Genomic DNA, 12,613 nt, shown 5'->3' with positions numbered 1-12,613 from the left:
CCTCGCACCGTACCAACCTCACTCAAGCCAATCGAAGGGCCTTGACTCACAAATCCCCATATGAGGGTGGGCAAAGGAGCGTTAGCGACGTGCCCACCATCTACGGCGTGCTCGCGATGGTGGGCACAGCGCTTCGCGCCTTTGCCCACCCTACGGCAGCTCCCCGTGGCTACAGCCGCCGCAGCGCCACCGATTCCACCGAATGGTCCGCGGCCTTTTTCAGGATCAGCGTGGCGCGCGGGCGGGTCGGCAGGATGTTGTCCTCGAGATTGGCGCGGTTGGTGCGCTCCCAGATCGCGACTGCGGTGGCGGTGGCCTCTTCGTCCGAGAGCAGCGAATACTGGTGGAAGTAGGAGCGGGGATCGGTGAATGCGGTGTCGCGCAGCGCCAGGAAGCGCTTGATGTACCATTGCCGCAGCACCGGCTCCTCGGCGTCGATATAGACCGAGAAGTCGAAGAAGTCGGAGACGACAGGCACGGCCTTGCCGTCGCGCGGCAGCCGTCCGGTCTGCAGCACGTTGACGCCCTCGACGATCAGGATGTCCGGCCGGTCGATCTCGCTCCACTCGTTCGGCACGATATCGTAGGTGAGATGCGAATAGACCGGCGCGCGCACCGGACGGCGACCGGCCTTGATGTCGCTCAGGAACTGCAACAGCATCGGCAGGTCGTAGCTTTCCGGAAAGCCCTTGCGCTGCATGATGCCCTGCCGCTCGAGCACGGCTTTGGGAAACAGGAAGCCGTCGGTCGTCACCAGGTCGACCTTGGGCCGCGGCGACCAGCGCGCCAAGAGCGCCTGCAGCACGCGCGCGGTGGTCGACTTGCCGACCGCGACCGAGCCCGCGACGCCGATGATGTAGGGCATCTTGCGGTCCTGGATGCCGAGGAACTGGCGCTGCGAATAGAACAGCCGCTGCATCGCATCGACATAGATCGAGAGCAGGCGCGAGAGCGGCAGATAGATGTCCTCGACCTCCTTCAGGTCGAGGCGGTCATGCATCGAGCGGAGCCTGGAGAACTCGCCCGGCTCCAGCGTCATCGGCGTGTCGTCGCGCAAGCGCGACCACTGATCGCGGGTGAAGACGCGGTACGGATTGTACTGCTGTTCAGGTGCCCGGATATCCATGAGCCCTTCCCCTTGTGTCCCTCGTCCTGCGCATGATCTTCTCGGAAAACTGGCCTCCGCTTTTCCGGACCACGCTCGTATCTCATTTTTTGAGCATGATCTTTTCGGAAAACCGCTTCGCACTTTTCCGGATCATGCTCTAGTCGCGCTTTCGCGACGCCTTCTCTTCCAGTCCGGACTGCGCGGTGCGCTTCTCCAGCGCGGCCTCGACGTCCTCAAGCTTCACGCCACGCGATTTCAAGAGAACCAGCAGATGGAACACCAGATCGGCGCTTTCGGCGATCAGGTGGTCGCGATCATTCTCGATCGCGGCGATCACGGTCTCGACCGCTTCCTCGCCCAGCTTCTTGGCGCAATGCTCCGCGCCCTTGTCGAGGAGCTTGCGGGTGTAGGACGCCTCGCCGCCCGCTGCGGCACGGGCATCGATGGTGGCGGCCAGATCATGGACCGTAAAACGCGGCATCAACTCAACTCAGGCACGTGCGTCGGCGCCCGGTTTGGGCGCCTTCCCCAAAAATGGGGATTAGCATTTTTGTGACAAGGAGTCCCAGGGATCACTCCTAGGGATCGAGCCGCATCGGCAGGCCATGGCGCACCATGTGCTCCTTGGCCTGGCGGATGGTAAATTCGCCGAAGTGGAAGATCGACGCTGCCAGCACGCCGGTGGCGTGACCCTCGCGGACGCCGTCGACCAAATGGTCGAGATTGCCGACGCCGCCCGACGCGATAACCGGTACGGGAACACTGTCCGCGATTGCCCGCGTGATCGGCAGGTCAAAGCCCTGCCGGGTCCCGTCGCGGTCCATCGATGTCAGCAGGATTTCGCCGGCGCCGAGCGAGACCACTTCCTGGGCATATTCGATGGCATCGATCCCGGTCGAGTTGCGGCCGCCATGGGTGAAGATCTCCCAGCGATCCGAGCCGCCGGCACGCTTGACCCGCTTGGCGTCGATCGCAACCACGATGCACTGCTCGCCGAACTTCTCGGCGGCTTCCTTGACGAACTCGCGCCGGCTGACGGCCGCCGAGTTGATCGAGACCTTGTCGGCGCCCGAGCGCAGCAGGGTCTTGATGTCGTCGACGGTGCGGACGCCGCCGCCGACGGTCACCGGCATGAAGCAGGCCTCCGCCGTCCGCCGCACCACGTCCAGCATGATGCCGCGGTTCTCATGGGTGGCGGTGATGTCGAGGAAGGTGAGCTCGTCGGCGCCGGCCGCGTCATAGGCGATCGCCGCCTCGACGGGGTCGCCGGCATCGCGCAGATCGACGAAATTGACGCCCTTGACCACCCGGCCGTCCTTCACGTCGAGGCAGGGGATCACGCGAACCTTGAACATGGATGCGTCTCCTAGGCTGCCGAGCGGATGAGCTTGAGGGCCGCGGCCGGATCGAGCCGGCCGTCATAGAGCGCGCGGCCGACGATGGCGCCGGCGAGCTTTTTCGCGCGCGGCTCCAGCAACGCCTTCACGTCGTCGATCGAGGCAAAGCCGCCGGAGGCGATGACCGGGATCGAGATCCGGTCGGCCAGCGCAATCGTCGCATCGAGATTGAGGCCCTTGAGCAGGCCGTCGCGCGCGATGTCGGTGAAGATGATGGCGGCAACGCCGGCATCCTCAAATCGCTGGGCGATATCCAGCGCCGTCACCTGAGAGGTCTCGGCCCAGCCTTCGACCGCGACCTTGCCGTCGCGCGCGTCGAGGCCGACGGCGACACGGCCAGGGAATTTCTTCGCCGCGCCCTTCACGAGCTCAGGATCGCACACTGCCGCGGTGCCGATGATCACGCGCGTGATGCCCTTGTCGAGCCAGGCCTCGATGGTCTTGAGGTCGCGGATGCCGCCGCCGAGCTGCACCGGCATCTTGACGGCCTTCAGCATCGCCTCGACCGCCTGCGCGTTCATCGGCTTGCCGGCGAACGCGCCGTCGAGATCGACGACATGGAGATATTCGAATCCCTGGGCGGCGAAGGCACGCGCCTGCGCCGCCGGATCGAGATTGAACACGGTGGCCCGTGCCATGTCGCCCTGCTCGAGGCGCACGCACTGGCCGTTCTTCAGATCAACCGCGGGAAAGAGGATCACGGCTTCCACTTCAAAAAGTTCGAGATCAGGGCAAGGCCAAAGCGCTGGCTCTTCTCAGGGTGAAACTGGGTGCCGATCGCGGTGTCCCTGGTGACGATCGCAGTCACCGGCCCGCCATAGTCGGCGCGCGCCAGCACATTCGCTTCGCTGGCAGCGTTGAGGTGATAGGAGTGCACGAAATAGGCGTGCCGTCCCTTCGGCCCGAGCGGCAGCCGCTCCAGCACCGGATGCTCCTGCACCAGATCGAGCGTATTCCAGCCCATATGCGGGACCTTCAGGCTTTCGTCGCGCGGCTGGATCTTCTCGACGTCGCCGGCGATCCAGTTGAAGCCCTCGGTGATGACGTGCTCCTTGCCGCGGGTCGCCATCAGCTGCATGCCGACGCAGATGCCGAAGAACGGCCGCGCCTTGACGCGCACCGCCTCGGTCAGCGCCTCCAACATGCCGTCGACCGCATCGACGCCCCTACGGCAATCGGCGAAGGCGCCGACGCCGGGCAGCACGATCCGGTCGGCGCGATAGACCGCGTCGGGATCGCGCGTCACGAAGATCTTCTGCGGGTCTTCCATGCTGCGCGAGGCGCGCTCGAAGGCTTTGGCTGCCGAATGCAGATTGCCGGAGCCGTAATCGATGATGGCGACACTCATCGTGATCCTCCTGGCTCTGGGAACAATCCAATAATGCCGCCTTGCGGCAGCGGCGGCGGGGCTTTCGAGAAGGGTTGGCCGGGCGTGGCGCGGGTCGGCGGCGGGCCGCCGCGATCGACCGACCATTGGTCGTTGACGATGCCGCGATGCCGCGCCGACCAGCGCTCGAAGAAGCGACGCTCGGCGGCTTCCGCGTCACCGGCGACGATGATGTCGAGCTGGCGCCATTTGCGGCGCGACAGCGTCCAGCGCTGCAGGCTCGCGGCTTCAAATCCCATCAGCAGGGCCAGCACCAGATTGACGAACAAGATCGCGCCGCGGCCGACGCCAAGCTTTGCCAAGCCGACGTCGATGACGACGGTGAGCACGATCCAGCCGATCAGCGCCAGCCAGAGCCGATGCCAGGCCAGCCAGATCACGCTTGCGACCGCGGCCCAGAAATGGAAGCCGTCGCGCACGAAGGTGAACTTGTCGGTCGCCGCAAGATCGACGCCATCAGCCACGGGGGCATGCACTGTGTAGACCGGCATTGATCATCTCCGCCGAGAAGTCTTCTCTTTTGCGCATGATCTTTCCGGAAAACCGGCGACCACTTTTCCGGATCATGCGCGCGAAACTAGCCGCCGAGCTGGCCCTTGGTCGAAGGCACTTCACCCTTGGCCTGCGGATCGATCGCGACCGCCGTGCGAAGCGCCCTGGCCAAACCCTTGAAACAGGATTCGGCGATATGATGGCTGTTCTCGCCATATAGGGTCTCGACGTGCAGAGTCACGCCGGCGTTCATCGCGAACGCATTGAACCACTCGCGCACCAGCTCGGTGTCGAACTCCCCGATCTTGTCGCGCGGGAAGTCGGCCTTGAACACCAGCACCGGGCGGCCCGAAATGTCGATCACGATGCGCGTCAGGGTTTCGTCCATCGGCATGTGGATCGAGGCATAGCGGTTGATGCCGGCCATGCCGCCGAGCGCCTGCTTGACGGCCTGGCCAAGGGCAATACCGACGTCTTCGGTGGTGTGGTGGTAATCGACATGGAGATCGCCGTCGGCCTTCACCGCAATGTCGATGCGCGAATGCCGGGCCAGGAGGTCGAGCATATGGTCGAAGAAGCCGATCCCGGTCGAAACCGTGGATACGCCTGCCCCGTCGAGGTTGACCGTCACCTCGATGTCGGTCTCCTTGGTCTTGCGCTTGATGGTTGCCGTGCGCATGAAAATGAGCTTTCCCGTGCCGAAAACGCGCGTCTTTTAACAGGCCGATGTCACCTTCGCTACTGCGGGATGACGCGAAAATCGCTCGATTTCCGCCTATGGTGACCGGAAATCCGCGGTGATCGGCCCGATTGTAACCCCGCCCGCCAAGCCCTAAATCTGGCCGGACGAGAGGTAATCCATGCAAACATCCCAAAATGAGCTGCCGGTCTGGCACGGCACCACGATTTGCACCGTCCGCAAGGGCGGCAAGGTCGTGATCGGCGGCGACGGGCAGGTCTCGATCGGCCAGACCGTGATCAAAGGCAACGCCAGGAAGGTCCGCCGGATCGGCAAGGGCGACGTGATCGGCGGCTTCGCCGGTGCCACCGCCGACGCCTTCACCCTGTTCGAGCGGCTGGAGAGCAAGCTGGAGCAATATCCGGGGCAGCTGACCCGGGCCTGCGTCGAGCTCGCCAAGGACTGGCGAACCGACCGTTACCTGCGCCGGCTGGAAGCCATGATGATCGTCGCCGACAAGGACGTTTCCCTGGTGCTGACCGGCACCGGTGACGTGCTGGAGCCGGAATCGGGCGTGATGGCGATCGGCTCCGGCGGCAATTACGCGCTGGCGGCCGCCCGCGCGCTGGTCGACACCGACAAGGACGCCGAGACCATCGTCCGCCGCGCGCTCGATATCGCCGCCGATATCTGCGTCTACACCAACCGCAACGTGACGATCGAAGCGATCGGCGGCTGAGATGGCCGCCCCCTACCGCTTCCGCGAGATGACGAGCGCCGACCTGCCGCAGATCAAGCGGTGGCTGGCGCTGCCGCATGTCCGGGACTGGTGGGGCGATCCGGACGAACAATATGTCTTGGTCAGCGGCGACCTCGATGAGCCGGCGATGGAGCAGTTCATCGTCGAATTCGGGGCCAGGGATGTCGGCTACATCCAGTGTTACAGCCTGACGGCGTGGAATTCCGGCTTCGGTGAGCATCCCGACGGAACGCGTGGCATCGACCTCTTCATCGGCGAGCCCGAGATGATCGAAGGCGGCCACGGCTCGGCGCTGATCCGTGCCTTTGCCGATGCGCGACTGGCCGACGGCGCACCGCGTATCGTCACCGATCCCGATCCGAGCAATCCACGCGCGATCCGCGCCTATGAGAAAGCCGGCTTCGAGAGGACTCGCATGGTTGATACGCCGGACGGGCCGGCACTGCTGATGGTGCGCGACGCATGACGCTGCTACGTGACGAGGGCAAGGGAATTTCGGCGTGGCATTGGTTCGCGATGGCCGCGGCGGTGCTCGCGCTGCAGGCATCGTTGCTCTATGGGATGGGCCGCTTGCCGATCTGCGCCTGCGGTTATGTGAAACTCTGGCACGGCAGCGTGCAGAGCTCGGAGAACTCGCAACACATCGCCGACTGGTACACGCTGTCGCATATCCTGCACGGGCTGCTGTTCTACGGCCTGACCTTCCTCGCGTTGCCGCGCCTCGCCTGGCCCGCCCGGCTGATCGTCGCGATGCTGATCGAGGGCACCTGGGAGCTGGTCGAGAATTCCAACTGGATCATCGAGCGCTACCGCGCCGGCACGATCTCGCTGGACTATTACGGCGACACCATCGTCAATTCGGTCTCCGACAATCTGGCGATGGTGTTCGGTTTCCTGCTGGCGCGAAAACTGCCTGTCGCGGCCACCGTCGCGCTCGGAATCGTGTTCGAGATCGTGATGCTGCTCCACATTCGCGACAATCTGACGCTGAACATCATCATGCTGATCCACCCGTTCGACGTGATCAAACAATGGCAGGCCGGTCCACCAATTCTGTGAACAATCACTGCGCTTGCCGAGGCCCCGTTTTCAACCTAGCTAGAGCCGATGACCGACTTCTCCCCCCGTGAAATCGTTTCCGAACTCGACCGCTTCATCGTTGGCCAGGCCGACGCCAAGCGCGCCGTCTCGATCGCGCTGCGCAACCGCTGGCGCCGCCTGCAGCTCGCCGGTTCCCTGCGCGAGGAGGTGCTGCCCAAGAACATCCTGATGATCGGGCCGACCGGCGTCGGCAAGACCGAGATCGCGCGGCGGTTGGCGAAGCTCGCTGGTGCACCGTTCCTCAAGGTCGAAGCAACGAAATTCACCGAGGTCGGCTATGTCGGCCGCGACGTCGAGCAGATCATCCGCGATCTCGTCGAGGTCGCGATCGTCCAGGTGCGCGAGCGCAAGCGCAAGGACGTGCAGGCGCGTGCCCAGCTGGCCGCTGAAGAGCGCGTGCTCGATGCGCTGGTCGGCCCGACCTCGAGCTCTGCAACGCGCGAATCCTTCCGCAAGAAGCTGCGTGCCGGCGAGCTCAACGACAAGGAAATCGAGATCGAGACCCAGTCGTCCGGCGGCGGCATGCCGATGTTCGAGATCCCCGGCATGCCCGGCGCCCAGATGGGTGCGATCTCGCTCGGCGATATCTTCGGCAAGATGGGCGGCCGCTCCAAGACGCGGCGGCTGACGGTCGAAGGTTCGCATGAGATCCTGGTCAACGAGGAATCCGACAAGCTGCTCGACAGCGACCAGCTCACGCTGGAGGCGATCAACGCGGTCGAGAACAACGGCATCGTCTTCCTCGACGAGATCGACAAGATCTGCGTCCGCGAGAACCGCCAGGGCGGCGACGTCTCGCGTGAGGGCGTGCAGCGCGATCTGCTGCCGCTGATCGAGGGCACCACGGTCTCGACCAAGCACGGCGCGGTCAAAACCGACCACATCCTGTTCATCGCTTCAGGCGCCTTCCACATTGCAAAGCCCTCGGATTTGCTGCCGGAGCTGCAGGGCCGCCTGCCGATCCGCGTCGAGCTGCAGGCACTGACCCGCGACGACATGCGCCGCATCCTGACCGAGCCGGAGGCGTCGCTGATCAAGCAATATGTCGCGCTGATGCAGACCGAAGGCGTCACGCTCGAGATATCAGATGCCGCCATCGACGCGCTCGCCGACGTCGCGGTCGCCGTCAATTCGACGGTCGAGAACATCGGCGCGCGGCGGCTGCAGACCGTGATGGAGCGGGTGCTGGACGAGATCTCCTTCACCGCGCCGGATCGCCACGGCGAGACCATCCAGGTCGACGCCGACTATGTGACCAGGCATGTCGGCGACCTCGCCAAGAATGCGGATCTGAGTAGGTTTATTCTCTAACCAACCGTCGCCCCGGCAAAGGCCGGGGCCCATAACCACGGCTGGTTATGTTGCGCCAAGACTCGGGCCGCTATCTCATCTAAGACTGACATCGGTGGTTATGGGTCCCGGCCCCCGTGCGCAATTGCGCACTAGGCCGGGACGACGTGGTGGGTGTATGTTATCGCGGCTGTGGCAAAACCCCTGGCGCTTGATGCTGGCAGTCAATGCGGCCGTGCTGGTCGGGGTGTTCCTGCACAAGATCGCGCTGCCGCCCTACGTCCCCTACATCCATCTCCTCGTCGACTATCACTACGGCTTCACCAAGCGCGCGCTGATCGGCGCGATCGTCTCGCTGTTCACCGACAAGGTGCCGGTGTGGCTGGTATTCGCGCTCGCCGGTGTCGTCTGGCTGATCACGCTCGGCCTCTTCATCAAGCTGTTCAGGCGCACCTTCGGTCTCGACGACGCGCAACTGCCGCTGTTCGTGTTCACCGCGGGCTCGCCGTTCTTCCTGAAGAACTTCATGCACACGCTCGGCCATTTCGACATCTATGGCTGTGCGCTCGCGATCGTGCTGCTGCTGATCCCGGCGCGCTCGATCGCCTATGTGCTGCTGGCCGCGCTGTTCTCGGCCGTGCTGATCCTGATCCACCACATCAATCTCCTGATGTACGTGCCGGTCATCGCCGCGATCGTGGTGCTGCGGTTCTATCTGGTGCAGGACGTGACGCGAGCAAACGCGGCTGTCGGCATTGCGGCGCTCGCAGCCGTCGGCGCGCTGTTCATCGCCGCGCAATTCCTCGGCACGGTCGAGGTGCCCTATGACGAATTCCTCCGTCATCTCGGCTCGCGGATGGCCGATCCGTCACGCAGCGATCTGCTGAGTTTTGGCTACATCTGGTACCAGCCGCTCTCCAAGGAATTTGCCGACACCTGGGCGAAGATGCCGCACAACATCCTGGGCGTTCCGGTGTTCGCGCTGCTGATCTGGCTGCACACGCCGCTCTGGCAATATTTTGCGCGATTGATCCGCGCGCTCGCGAACGAGATGCATCGGCGAATCGTGATCGCCGCGATCATCGTGGTCAGCGCCGGCTATCTCGTGATGTTCGCGACCGTGTTCGATTATTCGCGCTGGATCTCGAACTGGGCGGTCTGCATGTTCCTGATCCTGCATGCCGTAAAAATGCTGCCGGCGTCGAAGGACGTGCCGCCGATTCCCGCCAACGATCCGCGGACGACCGCCTTCGCCTGGGTCGTCACCTTGATCCCGCGCGTCGGGATCGTGCGGCCGTTCTAGAGCATGATCCGGAAAAGTGTGAAGCGGTTTTCCGAAGGGATCATGCTCAAACAAGGAGCTAAAGCGCGATGACGATTCAACCGAATCTCGTCGCGCTTTAGCGGGCTCGCCGCACACGGACGTACAACGCGCCCCCGCCGCCATGGCCGACATGGGCTTCCTCGAAGCCGACCACGAGGCCGCGGAATTCCGGCAGGCTCAGCCATTCCGGCACCTGCCGGCGCAGCACACCGCGCTCGGCATCCGCGCCGCCGACCTTGCCCTTGCCGGTGATGACGAGCACGAAAGTCATGCCGTCATGATGCGCGCGCTGCAGGAAGGCGAGCAGCACGCGATGGGCACGGACCTGGGTCATGCCGTGCAGGTCGAGCCGCGCATCGATCTCCTGCCGACCACGCGACAGTTTTGCGCGCTCGCGGCGGCCGAGCGGCGCCAGCGGCGGCATCGATGGCCGCAGCACCGGCGGCGCTTTCGGCAGGACCGGTGGCTTCACGGGAACAGGCTTGGCCGCGACGGGCGCTGCCAACTCATGCGGCGGAGCATGCGCCTTCACCGCGGCGTGCTTCTTGCGCAGCGGCTTGACCTGCTTGGCGACGCTCTCCCACAGCGCGCGCTCTTCCTCGCTCAGCGCGCGCTTGCGCCGCAACACTGCGGACAGGTCTGGAATCTGTGCGGGGCGTTTCATTGACGGTAGCGATAATAGCGATAATAACGCCAGCGCCGGTGGCGCCGCTTCTCCACGGTGGGTGCAATATTCGGCCGCGCCTCCGGCAACGGCACGGGCGCGACCACAGGAGCAGCCTGCGCGACTGATGTCGCTGCCTTGGCCGCGTCTTTGGCCGCGGGCGCAGCCGGCGCATCCGCAGGCTTCGCGGCCTGCTTGTCCTTCTGCGGATCAGTTTGCGGAAACAGCTTTGCGATCTTTTCCGACGGCCGCTCATCCGGGATCGGCAGCTTGCGCGCGCGCGGGGAGGGATCGAGGCTCTTCGGCACCAGCATCACGAAGCGCGCGCTTTGCTTCAGGCGGCCTGCGACCTTTCCGGCATCGGCGCCGGCGCCGAAATAGAGATCGGCGCGCGCGGGGCCGACGATCGCCGAGCCCGTGTCCTGCGCGATCATCAGGCGGCGGAACGGCGTCTTCGACTGCTCGGACTCGATCGGCAACTCGCCTTCGATGAAGAACGGCGTGCCGTAGACATGCAAGCCCTTGTCGACTGCGATCGAGCGGCCCGGCGTCAACGGTACGCCTTGCGCGCCGAGCGGCTCATCCTTGTCGGAGAGCTGGACGACGCGGAAGAACACATAGGAGCGGTTCTGTCGCCGCAGCTCCTTGGCGCCGTCGGGATTCTGCTCCATCCACTCCCTGATCTTCTGCATCGACATCTGGTCCCGAGGTATGATGCCGCGATCAATCAGCACACGCCCGACCGGCGTGTAGGGATAGCCGTTATGCGCATCATAGTTGATGCGCAGCGTGGAGCCGTCAGTGAGCTTGATCCGCGCCGAGCCCTGGATCTGCGCGAACAACAGATCCGTCGGATTCTTCAGCCAGGCGATTTCTAACCCGCGGCCCGCGATCGCGCCGTCCTCGATCTGGCCGCGGTCGTAATAGGGCACGAGCTTGCGGCGGCCGATCTTGCGGAACACCTGGCCGCCGTTCGGCAATCCGACAGAACTCTGATTCTTGCCGCGCACGAACAGGTTCGATGGCCGGCGATAGACGGGAACGTTGTAGACATCAGTCTGCGTCTTTGAGCCTTCGAGCACCGGCTCGTAATAGCCGGTGACGAAGCCCTCGCCCTCGCCGAGCCGCGAGATGCGCAGTGGCACGAAATTCTGCTCGAAGAAATCCTTCGCCTTGGCGCTATCGGTGAGATCGAGTCCCTTGGCGATGCGGCAGGGGTCGCGCAGCGAGGCGCCGAGCGCCTTCGCTTCCGCCGGCGCCCCCTGCGGCTGGCCGGCGATCGGCTTGCAGCTGGCGCGAAACGTCTTGTAGGCGGAGAGATGATCGTCGTCGGACCAGCCGGGAATGCTGCTCCAGGCGAGCGGTTCATACTGGCTGCCGGGGACTTGCAGCGGCAATTCGAGATTGGGATAGGGAACGGCGCGCTTGTGCTCGTGCACCGGTGGTGGCGGCGTATGCCGGTAGCGATAACGGGCGGCTAGCGCGGCCGTCGAGCATAGCAATGCGAGCGCCAGACACACGACTGCGAGGCGCCCATAACGATAGGTGTTATTGGGCGCTTCCGGTGCCAACCAGCTTCCAATTCGGATCGCGGGATGTCGTGTCGCGGGCGAAGGTCCAGACGTCGGTGATGTCTGCGACCTTGTCCGGGTTGCCGTCGACGATGGTGCCGGTCTTGTCGCGGGTCACCGAAATCATCTGTGAGACGAAGCGCACCGTGAGCTGCGCCGAGCGGTCGCGCGCTTCTGCGCTGACGATCTCCGCCTTGTCGATCGAGACGAAGCGCGTCTCGGTCTTCTGCTCGTGCTTCTCGCGATCCTTGATCGCGGCCTCGAAACTTTCATAGACCTCGCCCGACAGCAGGTCCTTCAGCGCACGGCGATCGCCATTGGCGAAGGCCAGCACGATCATCTCATAGGCCGAGCGTGCGCCCGACAGGAAGTGACGCGGATCGAACGAGGAATCCTGCGCGACCAGCGCATCGAGACCCTGCGCCAGCGGCGTGCCGGCCTCGGCAATGCCCTTCCAGCGATCCGAGGGCGTCGCGGCCTCGGCGCTTGGCGCCGCCGGCGGCTGGTCGATCACAGACCCCGGCATCGGCACGACGTTGTTGTCCTGGGTCCGCTGCACGACGTTGGGCGCCGCGCGATCATAGGGCGGCCGTTCGCTTCCGGTCCGCTGTCCGAGAACGCTGCGCAGGCGCAGGAAGATGAAGACAGCCAGCGCCAGGAAGATGATGGTGTAGATATCCACGTCGTACTTCGCTTTCTGGTCACTGCTTCTGGTCATTGCCGGCAACGGGCCGGCCGTACAAGCGTTCCCGGGCGGGAACGGCAAAGATTACATCACCGATCAAGTCCGAACCGATCAAGTCCGATGCATGTAGGCACGAAACTTTGCCCGGCCAATGG

At 64.4% G+C, this 12,613-nt stretch carries 15 protein-coding genes; 5 read left to right on the top strand and 10 right to left on the bottom strand.

The window, feature by feature from the left end; all coding sequences use genetic code 11:
- Window positions 1-169: 169 nt before the first annotated feature.
- The 7 genes from coaA to hisB all read right to left on the bottom strand — a co-directional run bounded on the left by coaA (window position 170) and on the right by hisB (window position 5,063).
- Entirely contained in the window at window positions 170-1,126 is a 957-nt protein-coding gene (coaA, locus tag JQ604_RS40625; RefSeq protein ID WP_212366383.1) for a type I pantothenate kinase, read from the bottom strand.
- Window positions 1,127-1,265: 139 nt separating this feature from the next.
- On the bottom strand, window positions 1,266-1,589 hold the full coding sequence (locus JQ604_RS40620; protein WP_212366382.1) for a phosphoribosyl-ATP diphosphatase: 324 nt from the start codon (window positions 1,587-1,589) through the stop codon (window positions 1,266-1,268).
- Between the two features lie 97 nt (window positions 1,590-1,686).
- A complete protein-coding gene (gene hisF / locus JQ604_RS40615) occupies window positions 1,687-2,463 on the bottom strand; it encodes an imidazole glycerol phosphate synthase subunit HisF (RefSeq protein WP_212366381.1) in 777 nt (258 codons plus the stop codon).
- An 11-nt stretch (window positions 2,464-2,474) separates the two neighbouring features.
- A complete protein-coding gene (gene hisA, locus JQ604_RS40610) occupies window positions 2,475-3,206 on the bottom strand; it encodes a 1-(5-phosphoribosyl)-5-[(5-phosphoribosylamino)methylideneamino]imidazole-4-carboxamide isomerase (protein ID WP_212366380.1) in 732 nt (243 codons plus the stop codon).
- Complete coding sequence (gene hisH / locus JQ604_RS40605; protein WP_212366379.1) at window positions 3,203-3,853, bottom strand: imidazole glycerol phosphate synthase subunit HisH; 651 nt, start codon at window positions 3,851-3,853, stop codon at window positions 3,203-3,205. The genes hisA and hisH overlap by 4 nt, the downstream gene beginning before the upstream one ends.
- The gene (locus tag JQ604_RS40600; RefSeq protein WP_212366378.1) at window positions 3,850-4,383 is read right to left on the bottom strand and encodes a DUF2628 domain-containing protein; all 534 of its coding nucleotides are present in this window, start codon (window positions 4,381-4,383) and stop codon (window positions 3,850-3,852) included. The genes hisH and JQ604_RS40600 overlap by 4 nt, the downstream gene beginning before the upstream one ends.
- 86 nt (window positions 4,384-4,469) lie before the next feature.
- On the bottom strand, window positions 4,470-5,063 hold the full coding sequence (gene hisB / locus JQ604_RS40595) for an imidazoleglycerol-phosphate dehydratase HisB (RefSeq protein ID WP_212366377.1): 594 nt from the start codon (window positions 5,061-5,063) through the stop codon (window positions 4,470-4,472).
- 181 nt (window positions 5,064-5,244) lie between these two features.
- On the opposite strand from hisB, the gene hslV reads away from it, so the two are divergent.
- The 5 genes from hslV (at window position 5,245) to JQ604_RS40570 (ending at window position 9,517) form a co-directional block, all read left to right on the top strand.
- Window positions 5,245-5,802 (top strand): ATP-dependent protease subunit HslV, encoded by a 558-nt coding sequence (gene hslV / locus JQ604_RS40590; RefSeq protein WP_212366376.1) that lies wholly within the window; start codon window positions 5,245-5,247, stop codon window positions 5,800-5,802.
- 1 nt (window position 5,803) lies between these two features.
- On the top strand, window positions 5,804-6,289 hold the full coding sequence (locus JQ604_RS40585; protein WP_212366375.1) for a GNAT family N-acetyltransferase: 486 nt from the start codon (window positions 5,804-5,806) through the stop codon (window positions 6,287-6,289).
- Window positions 6,286-6,882, top strand: coding sequence for a DUF2585 domain-containing protein (locus tag JQ604_RS40580; protein ID WP_212366374.1), 597 nt, complete (start codon window positions 6,286-6,288; stop codon window positions 6,880-6,882). The genes JQ604_RS40585 and JQ604_RS40580 overlap by 4 nt, the downstream gene beginning before the upstream one ends.
- A 48-nt stretch (window positions 6,883-6,930) precedes the next feature.
- A complete protein-coding gene (hslU, locus tag JQ604_RS40575; RefSeq protein WP_212366373.1) occupies window positions 6,931-8,235 on the top strand; it encodes an ATP-dependent protease ATPase subunit HslU in 1,305 nt (434 codons plus the stop codon).
- 157 nt (window positions 8,236-8,392) lie between these two features.
- On the top strand, window positions 8,393-9,517 hold the full coding sequence (locus tag JQ604_RS40570) for a hypothetical protein (protein WP_212366372.1): 1,125 nt from the start codon (window positions 8,393-8,395) through the stop codon (window positions 9,515-9,517).
- Between the two features lie 97 nt (window positions 9,518-9,614).
- Here the strand turns inward: JQ604_RS40570 and JQ604_RS40565 are convergent, their stop codons facing one another.
- From JQ604_RS40565 to JQ604_RS40555, 3 genes are read right to left on the bottom strand one after another with little or no spacing between them, the layout of a single operon-like run.
- A complete protein-coding gene (locus tag JQ604_RS40565; protein WP_212366371.1) occupies window positions 9,615-10,202 on the bottom strand; it encodes a Smr/MutS family protein in 588 nt (195 codons plus the stop codon).
- On the bottom strand, window positions 10,199-11,773 hold the full coding sequence (mltA, locus tag JQ604_RS40560; RefSeq protein ID WP_212366370.1) for a murein transglycosylase A: 1,575 nt from the start codon (window positions 11,771-11,773) through the stop codon (window positions 10,199-10,201). The genes JQ604_RS40565 and mltA overlap by 4 nt, the downstream gene beginning before the upstream one ends.
- A complete protein-coding gene (locus JQ604_RS40555; protein WP_212366386.1) occupies window positions 11,751-12,455 on the bottom strand; it encodes a Tim44/TimA family putative adaptor protein in 705 nt (234 codons plus the stop codon). Before JQ604_RS40555 ends, mltA begins: the two co-directional genes overlap by 23 nt.
- Window positions 12,456-12,613 lie beyond the last annotated feature (158 nt).

It is taken from the genome of Bradyrhizobium jicamae (genome assembly GCF_018130695.1).
GTDB classification, from domain to species: domain Bacteria; phylum Pseudomonadota; class Alphaproteobacteria; order Rhizobiales; family Xanthobacteraceae; genus Bradyrhizobium; species Bradyrhizobium jicamae_B.
Note: the sequence above shows the minus strand (reverse complement) of the source record. Positions and strands in the feature narration are given on the sequence as shown.